Raw genomic sequence first — 19720 nt, 5'->3', positions numbered from 1 at the left:
CTCGCTCTCCGACAGGGAAAGCCTGTTCGGTCCGCGGGCGGGCTACTCAGCTCGCCCGCGGCACCGGGGTCAGGCCCAGGAGTACGCCGACCGACTCGAAGAGGACCTGACGTTGATCCGAGGTCAGCACACCGAGGACTTCCTTCTCGGCTTCGTCGAGCAGGCCCTGGGCCTTTGCGAGCGCCGTCTTCCCTTTGGGACTGACCACCACGATATGGCGACGGCGGTCGACCGGGCTCCGCTCACGTCGGGCGAAGCCCTGCCGTTCGAGCTCGTCGATGACGTCGACCATGACGTTCGGGTCGATCCCCAGCGCCGTGCTCAGCTCGCGCTGGGACAGGGTCGCGTCGACCGAGAGGGTGACGAGCACGTTGTACTGCCTCGGCTTGATCCCTGTCGGTGCGAGCACCTGCTCGGCTGTCTCCAGGACCATCTCACCCACCTTGATCAGGCGGTATCCGATGGTCTGTGACAGCGGCGTTCGTTCTGAGATTCCCACTGCCAGCTCCTTTCTGGCGGCGCTGACGGTGACCGCGGCCGTTGCGGTCATCAATACGTCAGGCCTATGATCGATACAGTCTACTATTGGCGCATACGGAGGCCTTCGATGTTCGATAATATCGGTGCCCTAGCAACACGGCGCCCACGCCTGCTCCTGATCGTGGCGGTGGTGTTCATCGCCCTGGGTGGCGTGCTCGGCAGCGGCGTGGAGAGCCGGCTGGGCGCGGGTGGCGTGACTGACCCCGGGGCCGAGTCGTCGCTGGTCGCCACTGCGATCGAGGACCATGCCCCGCAGGCTGCCCCCGACGTTGTGCTCCTCGTCACCGCGCCGGAGGACGTGGCCGCCCCCGGCGTCGCCGCGACGGGCCTGCGCCTGACCGAGCAGCTGGCCGAGACGCCCGGGGTCGAGGGCGTCTCGTCGTACTGGCGTACCCCGATCGGCGCGCTGCGCTCGGCGGACGGTCAGCACGCGATAGTCGCGGCCCGCGTGGCCGGCGACGAGCAGGCGGTCAACGAGGCGGTAGCGAACATCCAGGACCAGTTCGCCGGTGAGCGGGACGGCCTGGACGTGGCGGTCATCGGCCCGGGCGCCGTCTATGCCGAGCTCCAGGCCACGATCCAGGAGGACCTCGCTCGCGCGGAGCTGATCGTGCTGCCCATCACGCTGGTCATCCTGCTCGTCGTGTTCGGCGGCTTCCTCGCCGCGGGCCTGCCGCTCGCCGTCGGGGTCGCCTCCATCATGGGCACCAACGCGATCCTGATGGGCCTGACCCTGTTCACCGACGTCTCGGTCTTCTCGATCAACCTGACCACGGCCCTCGGCCTGGGCCTCGCGATCGACTACGCGCTGCTCGTGGTCCGGCGCTTCCGCGAGGAGCTCGTCGCCACCGACGACGTCCCGACGGCGGTGCGCAAGACCGTGAGCTCGGCCGGCCGGACCGTGCTGTTCTCCGCCATCACCGTCGCGGCCGCGCTCTCGTCGCTCCTCATCTTCCCGCTGTACTTCCTCCGGTCGTTCGCCTACGCGGGCGTCGCCGTCGTGGCCCTGTCGGCGCTCGCCGCGCTGCTTGTGCTGCCCGCGGTGCTCACGCTCCTCGGCGACCGGCTCCGGCCCGGCCGGGGCTGGCGGCTCGGCCGGCGGAAGGCCACGGAATCGTCGTCGGCGCCCATCGTCGGCGAGCCGATCACCATCGCTACGACCACCGGGACGACGACCACCGGGACGACGACCACCGGTCCGACCTCCACCGGTCCGACCTCCACCGGTCCGACCTCCACCGGGACGACGACCACCGGACCGACCGTCGGCAGGTGGGCGTCGTGGACCCGGGGCGTCATGCGGCACCGGTGGGTCGTCGCCCTCACCGTCGGTGCAGCCCTCCTGATCCTCGCCCTCCCCTTCCGGAGCGTCACCTTCGGGGAGGCCGACTTCCGGCAGCTCGCCGAGGACTCGCCGGTGCGCGCGGCACAGCAGCTCCTGCGGGACGAGTTCACCTCCGGGGGCGCGTCCATGGCCACGCTGATGCTCCCGGCGGGCAGCGACACCGACGACATCGACGCGGTGCGTGACGCCGTCCTGCGCATCGACGGGGTCGAGGACGTCGAGCCCGTGCCCGGCACCGGCGCCTCCGTCTCGGCGGTCGTCGGCGACCTCGTCGTCGCAGCCCCTGGCGAGCGGCCGGTGCTGCTCAACGTGACCGCGGACGCCGACATCCCGCTGACCGGCGGCCGCGCACAGGAGATGGCGCGCGAGATCCGGGCCCTGCCGGAGGCCGAGAACTTCCTAGTCGGCGGGCAGCCCGCCACGCTCGTCGACAGCCAGGACTCGATCGGGAGCCTCCTGCCGATCGCGCTCGCCATCGCCATCGGCTCGGCGCTGATCATCGTCTTCCTCCTGACCGGCAGCGTCATCCTGCCCCTGCAGGCGGTCCTCGCCAACGGGCTCAGCCTCACCGCGATGCTCGGCGCGATCGTGTGGGTGTTCCAGGAGGGCAACTTCGCCGGCCTGCTCGGTTTCACGCCCACGGGCTACATCGACACGACGGTCCCGGTGCTCATGGCGTGCGTCGCGTTCGGGCTCTCCATGGACTACGGCGTCTTCCTCCTGGCCCGGACCGTGGAGGAGCACCGGCGCACGGGCGACCTGCAGGAGGCGGTAGCCACCGCTATGCAGCGCACCGGAGGCGTCATCACTGCCGCGGCGCTCATCCTCGCCACCGTGCTCATCGCCATCGGCTCCTCCCGGATCGCCAACACGCAGATGCTCGGCCTCGGCGTGGCGCTCGCCGTCCTGGTGGACGCGACGATCGTGCGCACCACCCTGGTCCCGGCCTTCATGGCGCTCACCGGGCGGTGGACGTGGTGGGCACCGGGCCCGCTGCGCCGGCTGCACGCCCGGATCGGGTGGCACGAGGGGGCGCCCGCCCCCGCCAAGGCGGCCGCGGGACCCGGCCCGGATGCGGACGCCGATGCGGACGCAGGCACAGGCACAGACACAGGCACAGGCACAGGACCGGACGCCGCGACGACCGGCGCCGCGCAGGACCCCCGACCGGACCGGGTCTCGCCCGGCGCCGGAGACCGGGCCGGTGCGGTGCCGGTCCTCGCCACTACCGCGGAGGAACGATGACCGAGTCCGAGTCCGAGTCCGAGTCCGAGTCCGAGACCGAGTTCGAGACCGAGCCAGTCCTCGTCACCGGGGCCACCGGCCTCCTCGGCTCGTCGGTGGTGCGCCGGCTGGTCGAGCTCGGCCGGCCCGTCACCGTGCTCGCGCGCGACGCCGAGCGCGCCGCCCGGCTCCTGCCGTCCGAGGTGCGGGTAGTCGTCGGCGACACCGTCGACCCGGACGTGTGGGACAAGGTCCTGCCCGACGTCGGGTCGGTGGTGCACGCCGCCGCGTACTTCCGGGAGTTCTACCAGCCAGGTGCCGACCCGCACGTGCTGTACGAGACCAACGTGACGGCGCTCGGGCGGCTCCTGGCCGCCGCCGAGCGGCACGACATCCGCACCGTCGTGCACGTCAGCTCCACCGCGGCGCTCGCCAAGGGCGGGGTGTCGGCACCCGCTGACGAGGAGTCGCCGCCGCCCGCCGACGCCGTGAACGGCTACGCGGCCAGCAAGGTAGCCGCCGAGGCGGTGGTGCAGGCGCACGTGGCGCACGGGCGTGGCCCCGCCGTCCCGCTCGTCCTGCCCGGCTGGATGTGGGGCCCGGGGGACAGCGGCCCGACGTCGTCCGGCCGCCTCTTCCTGTCGATCGCCCGAGGTGAGCTGCCCGTCCTGCCCGACGTCGGCAACAGCATGGTCGACGCGCGCGACGTCGCCGAGGTGTGCGTCCGGGTCCTCGACGCGGGGATCAGCGGCATGGCGGTCAGCGGCCGCCGGTACATCGCCGCTGGCCGCTGGGAGCGCCTGCGCGACCTCGCCGCGGTGATCGCGAGCGAGACGGGGCGCCGTGCCCCGCGTGCCCTGCCCGGCCGGCTCACGATCGGCCTCGCGTCCGCCGTCGGCGCGGTCAACCGCCTGACAGGCCGGGAGGACGTCGCAAACCGGGCCGGAGTCGAGGTCCTAGTGGAGGGCGACAAGGCGCGCGTCAGCTCCGACCGGGTACGCCAGGAGCTGGGCATCGAGTTCCGGCCGGCGGCGGAAACCCTCCGCGACGAGGCCGCCTGGTACCGGGCGGAGGGGCTCCTGTGAGCCGCCGCCTGCGCACGAGCACGAGCACGTCGAAGCCGGCGGATCCGCCGGCGGACCGTACCCGAGAGGTGAAGGAACGAGCACTGATGAGCACACCACATCGTGGCAGGAACCTGGCGGTCGCCGTGTTCTGCGCCGCCGTCGTAGGCGCCGTCCTCGTTGTCCCAGCCGCGGTCGGCGCGCCGGCCGACACCAACGCCGCCACCAACGCTGCCGCTGCCGCTGCCGCTGCCAACACAGTGGCCGACACGGCTCCCCGCACGGAGCTGGCGACCGAACCAGTGACCGCGGCCGACGAGCCCGCGCTGGACGTCCCGCCGGGGGTTGTCGACGAGGCGGTCTCCTTCACGGTCGTCAACCGCAACACCTCCGCGCTGGCCTGCCCGTCCGACGGCGAGACCTACACGATCAGCGGTCACCTCACCGGCCCCGCCACCATGCTTGGCGGCGGCCGGGCGGTGACGGTGTACGAGCACGGCATCGCCTCGGGCGAGTGGTACTGGCGGGTGCCCGTCGAGGGCTACCACCACTCGTACGAGATGGCAGAGCGCGGTCACGTGTCGCTCACCATCGACCGGCTCGGCTACGACGCCAGCGACCGGCCCGACGGGCGGCACATGTGCATCGGCTCGCAGGCGGACATGCTGCACCAGATCGTCCAGGCGCTGCGGTCGGGCGAGTACGAGTGGGCGGGCGACACGCCCGCGCCGTCGTTCACCGAGGTGACGACCCTCGGGCACTCCAACGGCGGGCAGGTCGTCCAGCTCGAGGCGATCTCGTACGGCGACGTGGACGGCATGGTCGTCTCCGGCTGGGCCGACGGCGGGCTGACCGACGAGGCGACCGCCCGGTTCCAGGCGGCGCTCGGCTCCTGCATGTCCGGCGGCACGCCGTCCGAGGAGCCGGACGACCCGTCCGGCTACGCCCTGTACGACCTGGGCCGGCGCGAGTTCGTCGAGGGCAACTTCGCGGACACCGAGCCAGAGGTGATCGAGTACAGCGCGGGCAAGCAGAACAAGCACCCGTGCGGCGACATGGTCTCCCAGCTCGCGGGCGTGATGGTCGACGCCGAGCGGCTGCGCGAGATCGACGTGCCCGTCCTGTTCCTCTACGGGGAGCTCGACGCGCGCGTGCAGCTCGGCGGCGTGCACAAGACCCTGCTGGCCGGCGCCCCGTCGACCACGCTGGTCGAGGTGCCCGGCGCCGGCCACTACTTCGACCTTGCTCGCCAGCACGAGGTAGCCCTCGACGGGCTCACCTCCTGGCTCGACGGAGAGGGCTTCTGATGGAACAGAGCAACACGCTCGGCCGGTTCGGCGAGGCCGTCACCCGGCGACCGAAGCGGGTGCTGCTCATCAGCGCCGTTGTCCTCGCGGTCGCCGGGGTCCTCGCGGCGGGCACCCTCCCGCAGCTCCAGCTCGCCCGCTTCGAGACCCCCGGCTCGCCCGCGGTGCTCGCCCAGGAGGAGCTCGCGGGCCTCGGCAGCGGCCCGCCCAACGTCACGGTGCTGATCACGGCGCGCGACGGCGACGTCGACCAGGCCGACGTCGCGCAGGCGGCCGGCGAGGTCGAGGCGGCGCTGGACGCCGAGCCGGGCATCGAGGACGTCTTCTCCTACTGGTCGGCCGACGACTGGGAGGTGCTCCGCAGCGGCGACGGGAGCCAGGCGCTGATCGTCGCGCGGGCCGCGGGCGAGGCGACCGAGGCGCGCGCGCTCGTGGGCGAGCTGTCGGCCGAGTGGTCCGGTGGCCGCGGGCCCGTCACCGTCGCGTTCGGCGGGCAGGAGGAGGTGTTCCGCCAGGTCTCGGACGAGGCGCGACGGGGCTTCACCCTTGCCGAGGCGATAGTGCTGCCCGGTGTGTTCCTGCTGCTTGTCCTCGTGTTCCGCCGGTTCGTCCCGGCGGCGCTGATCCTCGCCCTGGGCGTCGTCACGATCATCGGGTCGATGGGTGCGCTGAGGATCGTGGCCGCACTGACGGACGTCTCGACGTTCGCGGCCAACCTCGTGCTCGTCATGGCGATAGCGCTCGGCGTCGACTACGGCCTGTTCGTCATAGCCCGCCATGCGGAGGGGCGCGCGGCGGGCCTCTCGCCCGCCCGGGCCGCGGCCGAGGCGGTGCGGGGCGCCGGCATGACGGTGCTCGTCAGCGGCGCCGCGGTCTCCGCCTCGCTGCTCGGCCTCCTGCTGCTCCCGTTCCCGTTCCTGCGCTCGTTCGCCTACGCAGGCGTGGCCGTCGTGGTGGTGGCGAGCCTCGGCGCCGTCGTCGTACTGCCTGCCGTGCTGGCGCTGCTGGGGGAGCGGCTCGACCTGTCGCGGGCCGCCCTGCCGACCACTCCGACCGGTTGGTTCGAGCGCGTCGCGCGGCGGACCATGCGGCGCCCGCTCGTGTACGTGGCGCTGGCCGGTGTGTTTGTGCTCGCCCTGGGCGCGCCGCTGCTCGGGCTGCGGGTCGGCCCGCCGGACGACCGGATCCTGCCCGCCGAGACCACCAGCCGCCAGGTCCAGGACGCCATCCGGGCCGACTTCGACAGCGAGGTGGCCGACAGCCTCTTCGCCCTCCCGAGCTCGGGCGCCACCTGGACGGCGGAGCAGTCGGCCTCTCTCGCCGAGGCGTTCTCCACGGTCGACGGTGTCGCGGAGGCGCATGGCGGCGGCGAGCGGTACGTCGACGGCGCTGCGGCCGGTGCGTCGCCCGAGACGTTCGCGGCACCGGTGGTCATCGTCCCGACGTCGGAGCGCCTCGACAGCGACCCGTACGGGCTGGTCACCGACGTGCGCGCCACGGCAGACGTCTGGAATGCGGATGCGGGCGAGGGGCCCGGGGCCGTCGTCGGCGGGTATCCCGCCGTGCTCGACGACTACCGCTCGGCGCTCGTCGAGCGACTGCCGTGGGTCTTCCTGTTCGTCATCGTGGTGAGCACGCTCGTGCTCATGCTGTCGGTGCGCAGCATCGTGCTGCCGCTCAAGGCGGCGGTGCTCAACCTGCTCAGCCTGTCGGTCCTCGGCGGGGTGCTCGTCTGGGTGTTCCAGGACGGGAACCTGAGCAGCCTGCTCGGGTTCACCGCTACCGGAACCCTCGACCTGTCCATCCCGATCCTCATGTTCTGCGTGACGTTCGGGCTCTCCATGGACTACGAGGTGCTGCTGCTGTCGCGCATCCTCCAGGAGCACGATTCCGGTCGCCGGCTGGAGGACGCCGTCGCGCGCGGCCTGCAGATGTCGGCCCCGCTCGTCACGACGGCCGCGGGCATCCTCGCCCTCTCGTTCCTCGTGTACCTGTCGTCGGGGGTGGTGTACCTCAAGATGGTCGGCCTCGGCATGGCGCTCGTGGTCCTCGTCGACGCGACGCTCGTGCGGCTCGTGCTGCTCCCGGCGAGCGTCAAGCTGCTCGGCGAGGCGAACTGGTGGGCGCCGCGCTGGCTGCGGGCTCCGGAGGGACGCCAGGGGGTGCGGCCGCAGGCGGCGCCGGTGCCGGAGCTGGACCAGGCGCCGGACCCGGCACCGGACCCGGTGCCGGAGAATTCACGATAACGAATAGGTCCGTTTGCTCCAGTGCCAGATGATGTCTGCCGTGGACCCCATTGCCGATGCCGCCGCCCTGGTCGCCGACCGTTACCCCGAGGCTCGCTGGGCGCTGCTGGCAGGCAGTGTGCTCGACCCGGGAGCACGGACGGCCGGGTCGGACCTGGACATCGTCGTCTGCGTGCCGGACGACGCCGTCGGGCACCGGGACGCGGTGCGCTGGCGGGGCTGGCCGGTCGAGCTGTTCGTGAACCCCGAGGCCGGACACCGCTGGTTCATCGCGCAGGAGACGGCACGCAGGAAGCCGACGCTGGTACGGATGATCGCCACGGGTGTGCCGTTGGTGGGGGAGGCTGACTCCGCCGGGCTGAAGGCGGAGTGCCAGGCCGTGCTGGACGCAGGCCCGGGGCCGGCCCCCGACACCGCGCTGGAGGACGCCCGGTACGCCGTGACCGACCTGCTGGACGACCTCGCCTACGCGCGCGACGGCGGCGAGGCGGACGTGGTCCGCTCGGTGCTGTGGGAGCGGGTCGGGCACCTGGCCCTGGCGGCGGCCGGGCGGTGGGACGGCGGCGGCAAGTGGCTGCTGCGCGAGCTGCGCGCCTGGGACCTCGGTTACGCCGCCCGCTGGGTGGCGGCTCGGCACGACGACCAGGCGATGGTCGCGGTGGCGCGGGCGACGCTGGACGCGGCCGGCGGGCCGCTGTTCGAGGGGTACCTGCGGCAGGCGCCCGTCGTCGACGAGATCCCCGCGGCCTCGACCCGGCCGCCGGTGGTGGTGCGGCGCGCGGCGCGCGCGATCCTGCTGGACGAGGCGGGCCGCCTCGTGGTGATCAAGCGGACGGTCCGGGGGCGCGCGCCGTACTGGGTCACGCCGGGCGGCGGCGTCGAACCGGAGGACACGTCGGTGGAGGACGGGCTGCACCGGGAGCTGTTCGAGGAGCTCGGAGCGACGGCGAAGATCGTCCGGCAGGTGTTCCTGACCTCCCAGCCCAAGGACGCCGGGGTAGCGGTGCACAACTACTTCCTCGCGCGTGTGGTCTCGATGGACCTGGCGCTGCGGTCCGGCCCGGAGTTCCAGGAGCCGGTCCGCGGCACCTACGACGTCGAGCACGTCGACCTGCGCGACGACGCTGCGCTCGCCGCCATCGACCTGGTGCCCGCCGCGCTGAAGGGATTCATCCGGACCAACCGCGAGGCGCTGCTGGCCGAGGCCGGGGTGTCCTGAGGCCTGTCGTTCTGAGCCCTGTTGTCCTGAGCTCTGTTGTCCTGAGCCCTGCGTCCTGGGCCCAGCTCGTCAGTGGTTGGCTTCCCACTCCGCGATCTCGGACCCCTCGGCCCCGCCGTACATGTTGATGACCTCGCCGTCAGGGTTGTAGGTCACCGTCGCGTCGTAGTAGGGGCCCGATCCCGAGACATCGATCTCGTAGGGGAGGCTGGCGTCGTTGAACGCGCTCGGAGGCACTTCGACAAAGACGATCGCTACGTCGTCAGGCTGGAAGCCGGCCTGCTGCGGCAGCCGGTCGGCGAGGCCCAGGAGCTCGTCCCAGTCGACGTCGGCGGCGTCGAAGGTCTGCAGCGGCAGCTCGTCGTCGCTCGGCTGGATCAACGACGGATCGTGTCCCGAGACCCCGCCGTTCCTCCAGGTGAGGTCGTCCGTAGTGTTCGCACCGGGCGCGGTCGGCATGGTGGCCGAGGCGTGTGTCCAGCCGAGGCGGACGCTCGTGAAGCGGCTGTGCCCCGCCTCGGCCACGAAGTCGTCGATCACTTCTTGCACGCGCTCCGGGTTCAGCGTGCTGTTCTCCCTGGCGACACGCAGCTCCTGGGCCGCGGCGACCTCGGCCAGCGGCGTGCCGGTGACGATCGCGGTGATGTCGGCCCGCACCGGGTAGAGGCGCGCGGCGAAGCCGACGACCAGGAGCAGGACGAGCACCGCTGCGGGGATCCGCAGGATCCCCCGGGCGTCCCGCATCCCGCCGGACGACGGCGCCGGCCCGGACCACTCGGGGGCGTCGCCCAGCCGGCTGATGCGGGCGCTGTCCTCGGCCTTCTCTGCCTTCTCCCGCCAGCTCTGGGGCGGCGACTGGACCAGAGCCACCCGCGGGGCGTCAGCCTTGTCCTGCAGCACCACCACGATGTTGCCCGGCTGGAACTGCGGCAGCCGCACCTGGTCGATCAGCGCGCGGGTCCGGGTCGTGTACGGCGCGCGGGCCGACGTCGCGACGACGAGCCGCAGCTCGGCCACCGGGTTGTTGTTGATCAGGGTCCCGGTGGACTTGATGTCCAGGACCTTGGCCAGGTGCAGACGCCCCTCGCGCTCCGCGGTGGCGATGGTGTCGGCCGACGGCGCGGGGCGCAGCGCACCCATCCCGGCCGCGTTCGCGGCGGCGCCCGCGATTCCCGTCAGGACGATCGTCGAGATGGCGATGATCGCTGCAGTGGGCAGCCACCAGCCGGGGTCGTCGTGGCCCAGCCCGAGGGGCGCCAGCAGGGCGCAGGCCAGGGCGAACCCGACCGACAGGGAGCGCAGGATCCGGATCACGCGGTAAGTATTGCGGTAACCCCCACTGCCGTCGATGACTGCCCAGGTCACCGTTCGATCAAGCCGTGCCGAGTTTGTGGCGGGCGTCACATGCGCGGCGGTACTGTCACGGTCTCAACCGCTTCACCGGATCAAAGCTGATCGGAGACGGACATGACCCCCGCCGGACCCCGGAAGACCGCCGCGCGCTTCGCCGCGCTGGCCGGCCTCGGCATCGTGCTGGCCGCCTGTTCCTCGGGCGCTGACCCCGCCGCGTACCCCGACGGCGACATCGAGGTGATCGTGCCGTTCTCGGCGGGCGGTCCCACCGACACCGTGACCCGGATGATCGCCGAGCCCATGGCCGAGGAGCTCGGCGTGCAGATCGTGGTCCAGAACGTCGACGGCGCCGGCGGCACCGTCGGTGCGGGCCAGGCAGCCACCGCCGACCCCGACGGCTACACCGTGCTCATGCACCACATCGGCATGTCGACGGCGCCCGCCCTCTACGGCGAGAACCTGGCCTATGACCCGCTGACGGACTTCCGCACGATCGGCCTGGTCACCGAGGTGCCCATGACGATCATCGCGCGCCCCGACTTCGAGCCGGACACGCTCGAGGACCTCGTGACCTACGTCCAGGAGAACCAGGACGAGGTGACGATGGCGACCGCGGGCGAGGGCGCCGCCTCCGACCTCTGCGGGCGCCTCCTGACGAACGCCCTCGGCGTCGAGGTGACGACGGTCCCCTATGACGGCACGGCCCTGGCCATCGAGGACCTGATCGGCAGCCAGGTCGACTTCATGTGCGACCAGACCACCAACACGACCAGCCAGATCACGGACGGCACGGTCAAGGCGTACGCGGTCACCACGCCGGAACGCATCGACGCCCTGCCCGACCTGCCCACCACCGCCGAGGCGGGCCAGCCCGACATCGCGGTCTCCGTGTGGCACGGCCTGTACGTACCGGCCGAGACGCCGGACGAGGTGGTGGAGGCGCTCACCGCAGCGCTCCAGACCGCGCTCGCGGACCAGTCGGTCATCGACGATATGGCGGAGCTCGGTACCACCCCCGTAGCGCTCGACCAGGCGACGCCCGAGGCGCACACCGCGCTGCTGACGGAGCAGATCGCGACCTGGTCCGAGGTCATCGGCTCGCAGGGAGGCTGAGATCCGCGCGCTGCGGCCCGGCTCGACGAGCGACCTCGTCGCGGGCCTGATCTTCCTTGGTCTCGGTGCGGCGTTCGCCGTGGGTGCGCTCGGCTACGAGCTCGGCGAGCTGCTCGACATGGGCCCCGGCTACCTGCCGCTGGTCCTCGGCCTGCTCCTGGCGGTGCTCGGTGCGGTGTGCGTCGTCAAGGCGTACGTCGCGCCGGACCCGGCGTCGTCCGACTTCGTCACCGACGCGGCGCCGTCGGACGACGTCACCGACGCGGCGCCGTCGGACAAAGAAGTCGACGAGCGAATCGACGATCGAGCTGATGCGGGAGTCGACGCGGACGTCGTCGACCAACCCGTCGTCGACCACCCCGTCGTCGACCAACCCGACCCGCGCCCCCTCGCCGGGCTGGAGTGGCGGCCGCTGGTGATGATCTCCGCGGCGATCGTCTTCTTCGCCGCGACCATCGACGGGCTCGGCGTCATCCTCGCCACGTTCGGGGCGGTGCTGCTGGCCGCCCTCGCGCGGGACGGGGTGTCGTGGCGCCGGGTCCTGGTGATCTCGGTGGGGCTGACCGCGCTGTGCTGGGTCATCTTTGTGCTGGCGCTGCAGCTGCGCCTGCCGCTCTTCGGCGAATGGCTGGGTGGGTGAGATGGAACTTCTCGACAACCTCGCGCTCGGCTTCTCCCAGGCGTTCGTCCTGCACAACCTGCTGTTCTGCATGCTGGGTGTGTTCCTCGGCACGGCGGTCGGGGTGCTGCCCGGCATCGGCCCGACGGCGTCGATCGCCCTTCTCCTGCCGCTGACCTTCACCTTCGACGACTCGGTGACGGGCATCATCATGCTCGCCGGCATCTACTACGGCGCGCAGTACGGCGGCTCGACCACGGCGATCCTGCTGAACATCCCCGGGGAGTCGTCGTCGGCGGTGACGGCTATCGACGGGCACCCGATGGCCCGGCAGGGACGGGCCGGCGTGGCGCTCGCGGCGGCGGCGCTCGGCTCGTTCTTCGCGGGCCTCGTCGGGACGTTCGTGCTGGCGGCCGCGGCAGCCCCCCTCGCCACCGCGGCGCTGACCTTCGGCTCCGCCGAGATGTTCGCGGTGGTGGTGCTCGGCCTGGTGGCATCCATCGCGCTGGCCAGCGGCTCCACGGTCAAGGCCCTCGCGATGATCGTGCTCGGCATCCTGCTCGGCATGATCGGCCAGGACCTGTACACGGCGGTGCCGCGCTTTACGTTCGGGGTCCGCGAGCTGTGGGCCGGGCTGAGCTTCGTGGCCGTCGCGGTCGCCGTGTTCGGCATCGCCGAGATCCTGAAGAACCTGCACGACCCGCGCACCCGGGTCCGGGTCGCGGCGAAGGTCGAGAACCTGTGGCCCACCCGGGAGGACCGACGCCGGATGGTCGGCCCCGTGCTGCGTGCGACGGGGCTCGGGTCGGTGCTCGGGGTGCTGCCGGGTGGCGGGCACGTGCTCGCCTCCTACGGGGCGTATGCCGTGGAGAAGCGGATCTCGAAGCACCCGGAGCAGTTCGGCCGGGGCGCGATCGAGGGGGTGGCAGGGCCGGAGTCGGCGAACAACGCGGCCGCTCAGACGTCGTTCGTGCCGTTGCTCGCGCTGGGCCTGCCGGCACACCCCGTGATGGCGTTGCTGCTCAGTGCCCTCATCGTCCAGGGCATCCAGCCCGGACCGAGCGTCATGTCGGACCAGCCCGAGCTCGTCTGGGGACTCATCGCGTCCATGTTCATCGGCAACGCGCTGCTCCTTGTGCTGAACCTGCCCCTGATCCGGCTGTGGGTGAAGCTGCTCGACGTGCCGTACTCGGTGATGTTCCCCGCGATCATCGCGTTCGCCTGCCTCGGCACCTACGCGGTCGACCAGAACCCGTTCCACGTGGTCGTCATGGCGGTCCTCGGCGTGGGTGCGTTTGTACTCATCCGATGTGGGTGCGAGCCCGCGCCGCTGCTGCTCGGCTTTGTGCTCGGGCCGCTCCTGGAGGACCATCTCCGCCGGGCGCTGCTCATCTCGCACGGAGACCCCACCGTGTTCCTGACGCGCCCGATCTCGGCGGCGCTGCTCGTGGTCGCCGCTCTCGCGTTGGTGATCGCGATGCTTCCGGCGATCCGGCGCAAACGAGACGAGGTCTTCGTCGAGGACGACTGACTCAGAGGGTGAGCAGGCCCCGGGTCAGGGCCGTCACCGCGCCCGCCACGGCTACCGTCAGCGCGATGATGGATGCGACCCGGGTCGGCACGCGGCGGGCCAGGACGGTGCCGAGCGCCACGCCGGCGAGCACCCCGGCGAGGAGCACCGGCCAGACCCACCACGCCGGTGCGGAGCCGGACGGGATCGCGCCGAAGCCCAGCTTGGTGGCCACCGACATCACGTTCATGACCACGAATAGCGGCTGCAGGGTCGCGGCGAACGAGCGGTGGTCCCAGCGCGTGGCCAGCGCGTACGCCGTCCACGCGGGCGCGGCGACGCCCGACGTCGTGTTCATGAAGCCGGCCGCCAGGCCCGTGATCACGGCGACGGGCCGGCCCTTGATCGTCACCCGCCGGCGCAGCACGGCCGAGGCGGCCAGCGCGATCAGCACCGACCCGCCCACGATCACGTCCAGCCACGAGGAGTCGGCCTCGCGCACGGTCAGGGCGCCCAGGATCGAGCCGACGAGCATCAGCGGCAGGATCGTCAGCACCCGCCGCCACTCCACCCGGTCCCGCAGGGCACGCAGGATGATCAGAGCCGTGACGATCGCCGCGACGTTGCTGATCAGCACGCCGAGCGACGCGCCGAGGAACACCGTGAGCACCGGGGCGGCCACCATGCCGAGGCCCATCCCGGCGATCCGCTGCAGGCCCGCGCCGACGACTACGGCCACGCAGGCTGCGATCAGCGCCGTCGTCTCCACGTCGCCACGCTATCGCCCCGCCCAGGGTCGTCCAGGCTTGCGCCCTGTGACATCGGTCGGTTGCTCAGTCTGCCCGGGGCCAGACGACGGTGAACCGGGCGCCGCCGTCGGGCGACTCGCCGACGGCGACCCGACCGCCCCTGCGCCGGACGAGCACCGCGACCAGGGCCAGGCCGAGGCCGGCGCCGCCGGACGAGCGCGCACGGTCGTCCGAGACCCGGTAGAAGCGGTCGAAGACTTTCGCCCGGTGCTCGGGCCGGACGCCCGGGCCGTCGTCGTCGACGAGCACGCGCACGCCGGTCCGGCTCGTCAGGACCGACACCACCACCCGCGTCCGGGTGTACCGGCAGGCGTTGCGCAAGAGGTTGTCCAGTACGACCTCGGTCTCGGTGTGCGCGGCGGCCGCCCAGGCTTTGCCGGTCATCGCGTTGACCACCATCTGCACCGGCGGCTCCGCCCCGTCTACTACCTCTGTGCGCGCTACCTCCGTGCGCGCCACCGCGGCACGCACCTCGGCGACCAGGTCGACGGAGTCCGCCGGCGGCAGCTCCCCGGCGTCCGAGCGCGCGAGCGTCAGCAGCCCGTCGAGCAGCGCGGAGAGCCGTTCGGCGTCCGCGAGGACGTCGGCGTGCACCTCCTGCGAGACCACCGGATCGGGATTGGCTACCGCGACCTCGGACTGCACGCGGATGGACGCAACGGGGGACCGCAGCTCGTGCGCCGCATCGCCCGTGAACCGCCGCAGCCGTTCCGTGGTGGCCTCCGTCCGGTCCAGCAGTACGTTGAAGTCGTCGGCCAGGGCGCGCAGCTCACCTGCCGCGGCGCCCGGAACCTCCACGCGGGCACCGGGCGCGAGCTGGCGGACGGACTGCCGCATCCGGGCGACCGGGAGCAGCGCGGACCCGACGGCGAACCAGATGGCGACCCCGGCCACCACGGTCCCGACGAGCGCGGTGACGAGCAACCACCGGTCGCCCGCGACCTCGGCGGCGTGCTGGCCCACGAGCCCGGTCCCGGCGACCACGAGCCGCTGGCTCCCGTCGGGTGCGGTGACGACGGTGCCGTGCCAGCGGACCGGCTGCTGGTCGCCCGCGGTGAGCGGGGTACCAGCTTTCAGCGCGCGAACCTGATCTTGGGACAGCGCCGCTGGGGCGCCGTCGTCCACTGGTCCGCCCGCCGTGTCGAGGACGTGCACCTCCATTCCGCCGGGCGCGACGGGTGCCTGGCCGGCGACGACGTCGTGGGCGGCGCCGCTCAGCGCCACCTGGAGCTCGTCGTCCACGGCGTGCGTGAGGAGGGGCCCGAGACCCCGGCTGGCGACCATCGCCAGACCCAGCAGGCAGGCCAGCGTGATCGCCGTGGCGAGGGCGGTGATCCGCAGGCGCAGCGACACGCTGCGCACTAGTCCGGACCCCCGAGCCGGTACCCGTGCCCCCGGACGGTCCGCACCAGGTCGTCGGCGCCGACGGCGGACAGCTTGCGCCGCAGGTAGCCGACGTACACCTCGACGACGTTCCTGGTCGCTGCCCGCTCGTCGCCCCAGACCTCGTCCAGCAGCTCCTGCTTGGTCCACACGGTCCCGGCCCGCGAGGCCAGCGCCGCCAGCAGCGCGTACTCGCGCGGGCTCAGCGGGACGTCGACGTCGTCGTACCGGACCGTCCGCGCCCCGCGGTCGACGGTCAGCGGCCCGAGCCGGATCGGGCCCCGTGTGGTTCCCGTCGCGGCGCGGCGCAGGAGGGCACGCAGCTGGGCGAGCAGCACCACGAAGGAGAACGGCTTGACCAGGTAGCCGTCGGCGCCGAGGTCGAGCCCGTCGGCCTGGTCCACCTCGCCGTCCTTCGCAGAGACGAACAGCACGGGTGTCGCGACGCCGTCGGCGCGCAGCTCCTGCAGCACTCGGTACCCGGACAGGCCGGGGATCATGATGTCCAGCAGGATCGCGTCGAACGACCCGGTGCGCGCCAGCCGCAGCGCGGTCGGTCCGTCGGCGGCGACCGTGACGTCCATGCCCTCGGCGCGCAGGCCGCGGTCCAGCGCCTTGCGCACGCCCGGCTCGTCGTCGACCACGAGTATCTGCGGCCTCATGCCTGCCAGTTTGCCGTACGCGGCGGCACTCCAGTCCTGTTCTCAGCGGCATCTCAGCCTGAGCCGGCTTCTCAGCGCCGTCTCAGCCGACGGGGGGCATCGTTGCAGGTAGACCAAACAGACGGATGCAGCACACTGGATCCACGAGCGAAGGAGCGGGACATGAGGCCGAGCACAAAGGCGCTGATCGCTGCCGGGACGGGCATCGCCGCCGGAATCGCAGGTCTGGCGCTGACCGCGCTGCCCGCGGGCGCGGACGACGATCCGGTGCTTCCCGCCATCGACGCCGAGCAGCTGGTGGCATCGGCTCTGGAGGCCCGGCCGCCCGCGTTCGCGGGGGTGGCCGAGGTGCAGAACGAGCTCGGGCTGCCCTCGGTCCCTGGGACGCCGATCGACGCGGAGCTGCTCGACTTCGACGCGGTGCGGGTGTTCCACGACGGCGAGGAGAGCGCCAGGGTCCAGGTCGAGCGGCAGTCGTCCGAGCTGACGTTCGTGAAGACCCCGGACGAGGCGTGGGCCTACGACTCGCAGGAGAACACCGTGCAGCACGTCACCTGGGACGAGGCCGACCTCGCGGCAGCCCGTGAGCACGCCGGGGGCTCGGCAGCAGGCGAGATGACGAACGGGCTGGCCGACCCGTCGCAGGCCGCGACCGAGATCATCGAGCGCCTGCGCCCGACCAGCGACATCGTCGTGGACGGCACGGCGCGCGTCGCGGGCCGTGCCGCCTACGAGCTCGTGCTGACGCCGAAGCCGGCGGAGAAGACGCTGCTGCGGGAGGTCACGGTGGCGATCGACGAGGAGACGCGCGTCCCGCTGCGGTTCGACGTGTTCGCCAACGGCAGCTCCGACCCGGTCCTGTCGCTCGGTTTCGTCGAGTTCGAGGTCGGTGCGCAGGATGCGGACCTCTTCGAGTTCACGCCGCCGGAGGGCGCCGAGGTCGAGACCACCGAGGCGGGCGACCTCGCCGGGGCGGCGGGTGAGCGCGCCGGCGCCGAGAGCGGTGCCGAGGGAACAGAGCCGGGCACCGAGCAGGGTCTGACGACCGTCGGCGACGGCTGGGACACGGTGGTGATCGGCGCGGCTCCTGCCGACGCACCGGGGGCCCCCGCGGGCGCACTGCCCGAGGGCTCCGCCGAGTCCGGGCAGGATCTGGACGGGCTGCTCGGCCAGATCGGCGAACCGGTGTCGGGCGAGTTCGGTTCCGGCACGCACGTCCCGTTCGCCGTCGGTGGCGTCATCATCGCCGACGACGGCCGGATCGCGGCCGGCGCGGTGCCGCAGCAGGTGCTCGTCGACGCCCTGGGCACCGAGTGACCACAGCGCGCGCCGAGGTGGCGGTACCGGAGGCGAAGGGCGCATCCGGTACCGCCTTCGCGGCGCGTACCCGGGGGCTGCGCAAGGTCTATCGCGGCGCTGTCGCCGTGGACGGCGTCGACCTGGAGGTGCCGGAAGGGGCGGTGGTCGGGATGCTGGGGCCGAACGGCTCCGGCAAGACGACGACCATCCGGATGCTGCTCGGGCTGGTGCGACCGACCGAGGGCGAGATCGAGCTGCTGGGGGTGCGGGTACCCGACGAGGTCGACCACGTGCTCCCGCACGTCGGGGCGCTGGTGGAGGGGCCGGGCTTCCACCCGTTCCTGTCCGGCAGGGAGAACCTGCTGCGGTTCGCCGCCGCCGAGCCGTTGCTGGCCGGCAGGGGACTGGCCGGTGGAGGGCTGGACGGCGTCGTGTCGGACGCGCTGGAGCGGGTCGGCCTGGCGGACGCGGCCAGGAAGAAGTACCGCGCTTACTCGCTCGGCATGAAGCAGCGTCTGGGGCTTGCCTCGGCGCTGCTGGCGCCGCGTCGGCTCGTGGTGCTGGACGAGCCGACGAACGGACTCGACCCGGCCGGCACGCAGGAGGTCCGCCGGATCATCGCCGAGCTGCACGCAGCCGGTGTGACGGTGCTCGTCTCGTCGCACCTCCTGGCGGAGGTCGAGGCCACCTGCACGCACGTGGTCGTGCTGAACCAGGGTGTCGTCGTGGCGCAGGGCGCGCTGGACGACCTCCTGGAGTCCGGCAGCCCCACGCTGCTCGTGTCCACGTCGGACGGTGCGTCCGCCGTCGACACCCTGCGCGACCACCGGATCCCCGCGCGGCTCGCGCCCGACGGCGTGCGGGTGGACCTTACGACGACGTCCCCGGCGACCGTGATCGAGACGCTGGTCCGGGCCGGCGTCGGCGTGGACGAGGCCCGGCGGGAGCGCACGGGGCTGGAGGAGGCCTTCGCGCGGCTTACGCACGACGTCGGCGAGGTGGTCGGCGAGCTGGCAGGCGAGCTGGACACCGACGAGCCGGAGGCGGCCCGATGACGACAAGTGGCCCGATGGCGACAGGTGGCCCGATGACGACAGGTGGCCCGATGGCGACCGGCCCGATGACCCTCCCGGAGGGCACCGTCCCGCCCGAGGTCCTGCCCGCCCGGCGTCGCGCCCCGTTCGGACGCCTGCTGCGGGCCGAGGTGCGGTGGATCTTCCGGCGGCCGAGGACGCTTGTTGTGCTCGCTCTGCTGGCCGCGCTCCCGGTGATCACCGGCGTGGCCGTCGATCTGTCGCTGGACGGTCCGGGGGCATCAGCACCGGTCGGCCCAGGGGCGGCCGGGGCCGGCGGGGAGGCGCCGATCTTCGTGACGATGGCCACCAGCGCCTTTGTGCTGCCGCTTGGGTCGCTGATGACGCTGCTGATGCTCCTGCTGCCGTTGACCGTGGCGATGGCGAGCGGTGACGCGCTTGCCGGCGAGCAGTCCACCGGTGCGCTGCGGGGCTGGCTGCTCGCCCCGGTGGCCCGTGGCCGGCTGCTGGTGGTCAAGTCGGTAGGTGTGCTCGTCGTCGCCCTGGCAGCGTCCACGCTGGTCGTCACGTCCGGTCTGGTGACCGGGCTGGTCCTCGCCGGGACCGACGGCCTGGTGTCGATGTCCGGCACGGAGCTGTCGATCGGGGGTGTGCTGTGGCGGCTGGCGATCGCGATCGCCTGGGCAACGGTGTACCTGATGGCGGTCGGCGCCGTGGCGCTGGCCATCTCGGCGTCCACCGAGCACCCCATGGTCGTGGTCGTGAGCGTGCTCGGCGGACTGATCGTCTCCCAGGTGCTGCTGCAGTTCTCGGCGCTGGACTGGCTGCACCCGTACCTGCTGCCGTCGTCGCTGGACAGCCTGGTCGACCTGATCCGGGACCCGGTGTCGTTCGACGGGCTGGCCGAGGGCGCGTTCCGGGCGCTGTGCTACCTGGTCATCGGTCTCTCGCTGGCTTATGCCCGGCTCACTACCCGCGACGGCTGAGAGCGGG

General features: G+C 72.4%; 16 protein-coding genes. 11 read left to right on the top strand and 5 right to left on the bottom strand.

The window, feature by feature from the left end:
- Positions 1–46 precede the first annotated feature (46 nt).
- Positions 47–499: a MarR family winged helix-turn-helix transcriptional regulator gene (locus AB1046_RS11210; RefSeq protein WP_369375288.1), complete on the bottom strand. Its 453-nt coding sequence runs from the start codon at positions 497–499 to the stop codon at positions 47–49.
- A 108-nt stretch (positions 500–607) separates the two neighbouring features.
- Here AB1046_RS11210 and AB1046_RS11205 point away from each other — a divergent pair, with 108 nt between their 5' ends.
- The 5 genes from AB1046_RS11205 (at position 608) to AB1046_RS11185 (ending at position 8945) form a co-directional block, all read left to right on the top strand.
- The gene (locus AB1046_RS11205; protein ID WP_369375286.1) at positions 608–3130 is read left to right on the top strand and encodes an MMPL family transporter; all 2523 of its coding nucleotides are present in this window, start codon (positions 608–610) and stop codon (positions 3128–3130) included.
- Positions 3127–4194, top strand: coding sequence for an NAD-dependent epimerase/dehydratase family protein (locus tag AB1046_RS11200; RefSeq protein WP_369375284.1), 1068 nt, complete (start codon positions 3127–3129; stop codon positions 4192–4194). The genes AB1046_RS11205 and AB1046_RS11200 overlap by 4 nt, the downstream gene beginning before the upstream one ends.
- Positions 4195–4280: 86 nt before the next feature.
- Positions 4281–5480, top strand: a complete 1200-nt coding sequence (locus tag AB1046_RS11195; protein WP_369375282.1) for an alpha/beta hydrolase — start codon at positions 4281–4283, stop codon at positions 5478–5480.
- Positions 5480–7726 carry an MMPL family transporter gene (locus tag AB1046_RS11190; protein ID WP_369375280.1) on the top strand — a complete coding sequence of 749 codons (2247 nt, stop codon included), beginning with the start codon at positions 5480–5482 and terminating at the stop codon, positions 7724–7726. Before AB1046_RS11195 ends, AB1046_RS11190 begins: the two co-directional genes overlap by 1 nt.
- 40 nt (positions 7727–7766) lie before the next feature.
- Positions 7767–8945: an NUDIX domain-containing protein gene (locus AB1046_RS11185; protein ID WP_369375278.1), complete on the top strand. Its 1179-nt coding sequence runs from the start codon at positions 7767–7769 to the stop codon at positions 8943–8945.
- A gap of 69 nt (positions 8946–9014) precedes the next feature.
- On the opposite strand, the gene AB1046_RS11180 is transcribed toward AB1046_RS11185, so the two are convergent.
- The gene (locus tag AB1046_RS11180; protein WP_369375277.1) at positions 9015–10310 is read right to left on the bottom strand and encodes a hypothetical protein; all 1296 of its coding nucleotides are present in this window, start codon (positions 10308–10310) and stop codon (positions 9015–9017) included.
- Between the two features lie 102 nt (positions 10311–10412).
- Between AB1046_RS11180 and AB1046_RS11175 the strand changes: the two genes are divergently transcribed.
- From AB1046_RS11175 to AB1046_RS11165, 3 genes are read left to right on the top strand one after another with little or no spacing between them, the layout of a single operon-like run.
- Positions 10413–11411, top strand: a complete 999-nt coding sequence (locus AB1046_RS11175) for a tripartite tricarboxylate transporter substrate-binding protein (RefSeq protein ID WP_369375275.1) — start codon at positions 10413–10415, stop codon at positions 11409–11411.
- 1 nt (position 11412) lies between these two features.
- Complete coding sequence (locus tag AB1046_RS11170) at positions 11413–12051, top strand: tripartite tricarboxylate transporter TctB family protein (RefSeq protein ID WP_369375663.1); 639 nt, start codon at positions 11413–11415, stop codon at positions 12049–12051.
- A 1-nt stretch (position 12052) separates the two neighbouring features.
- A complete protein-coding gene (locus AB1046_RS11165) occupies positions 12053–13561 on the top strand; it encodes a tripartite tricarboxylate transporter permease (protein ID WP_369375273.1) in 1509 nt (502 codons plus the stop codon).
- 1 nt (position 13562) lies between these two features.
- Here AB1046_RS11165 and AB1046_RS11160 read toward each other — a convergent pair whose 3' ends face one another.
- From AB1046_RS11160 to AB1046_RS11150, 3 genes are all read right to left on the bottom strand, one after another.
- Positions 13563–14309, bottom strand: coding sequence for a sulfite exporter TauE/SafE family protein (locus AB1046_RS11160; RefSeq protein ID WP_369375271.1), 747 nt, complete (start codon positions 14307–14309; stop codon positions 13563–13565).
- A 64-nt stretch (positions 14310–14373) separates the two neighbouring features.
- Positions 14374–15711, bottom strand: a complete 1338-nt coding sequence (locus tag AB1046_RS11155; protein ID WP_369375269.1) for a sensor histidine kinase — start codon at positions 15709–15711, stop codon at positions 14374–14376.
- Positions 15711–16394 (bottom strand): response regulator transcription factor, encoded by a 684-nt coding sequence (locus AB1046_RS11150; protein WP_369375267.1) that lies wholly within the window; start codon positions 16392–16394, stop codon positions 15711–15713. The genes AB1046_RS11155 and AB1046_RS11150 overlap by 1 nt, the downstream gene beginning before the upstream one ends.
- 162 nt (positions 16395–16556) lie before the next feature.
- Here AB1046_RS11150 and AB1046_RS11145 point away from each other — a divergent pair, with 162 nt between their 5' ends.
- From AB1046_RS11145 to AB1046_RS11135, 3 genes are read left to right on the top strand one after another with little or no spacing between them, the layout of a single operon-like run.
- Entirely contained in the window at positions 16557–17711 is a 1155-nt protein-coding gene (locus AB1046_RS11145; protein ID WP_369375265.1) for an outer membrane lipoprotein carrier protein LolA, read from the top strand.
- A complete protein-coding gene (locus tag AB1046_RS11140; protein ID WP_369375263.1) occupies positions 17708–18748 on the top strand; it encodes an ABC transporter ATP-binding protein in 1041 nt (346 codons plus the stop codon). The genes AB1046_RS11145 and AB1046_RS11140 overlap by 4 nt, the downstream gene beginning before the upstream one ends.
- A 32-nt stretch (positions 18749–18780) precedes the next feature.
- Positions 18781–19713 (top strand): ABC transporter permease subunit, encoded by a 933-nt coding sequence (locus tag AB1046_RS11135; RefSeq protein ID WP_369375261.1) that lies wholly within the window; start codon positions 18781–18783, stop codon positions 19711–19713.
- The last annotated feature ends 7 nt before the right edge of the window (positions 19714–19720 follow it).

Source organism: Promicromonospora sp. Populi (assembly GCF_041081105.1).
GTDB lineage: Bacteria > Actinomycetota > Actinomycetes > Actinomycetales > Cellulomonadaceae > Promicromonospora.
Note: the sequence above shows the minus strand (reverse complement) of the source record. Positions and strands in the feature narration are given on the sequence as shown.

What these genes read in the sequence shown, in the direction of transcription:
- AB1046_RS11135 (WP_369375261.1), top strand. Translation starts at nt 18,781, where the DNA reads ATGACGACAGGTGGCCCGATGGCGACCGGCCCGATGACCCTCCCGGAG.
- AB1046_RS11145 (WP_369375265.1), top strand. Translation starts at nt 16,557, where the DNA reads ATGAGGCCGAGCACAAAGGCGCTGATCGCTGCCGGGACGGGCATCGCC.
- AB1046_RS11200 (WP_369375284.1), top strand. Translation starts at nt 3,127, where the DNA reads ATGACCGAGTCCGAGTCCGAGTCCGAGTCCGAGTCCGAGACCGAGTTC.
- AB1046_RS11150 (WP_369375267.1), bottom strand. Translation starts at nt 16,394, where the DNA reads ATGAGGCCGCAGATACTCGTGGTCGACGACGAGCCGGGCGTGCGCAAG.
- AB1046_RS11175 (WP_369375275.1), top strand. Translation starts at nt 10,413, where the DNA reads ATGACCCCCGCCGGACCCCGGAAGACCGCCGCGCGCTTCGCCGCGCTG.
- AB1046_RS11205 (WP_369375286.1), top strand. Translation starts at nt 608, where the DNA reads ATGTTCGATAATATCGGTGCCCTAGCAACACGGCGCCCACGCCTGCTC.
- AB1046_RS11190 (WP_369375280.1), top strand. Translation starts at nt 5,480, where the DNA reads ATGGAACAGAGCAACACGCTCGGCCGGTTCGGCGAGGCCGTCACCCGG.
- AB1046_RS11165 (WP_369375273.1), top strand. Translation starts at nt 12,053, where the DNA reads ATGGAACTTCTCGACAACCTCGCGCTCGGCTTCTCCCAGGCGTTCGTC.
- AB1046_RS11195 (WP_369375282.1), top strand. Translation starts at nt 4,281, where the DNA reads ATGAGCACACCACATCGTGGCAGGAACCTGGCGGTCGCCGTGTTCTGC.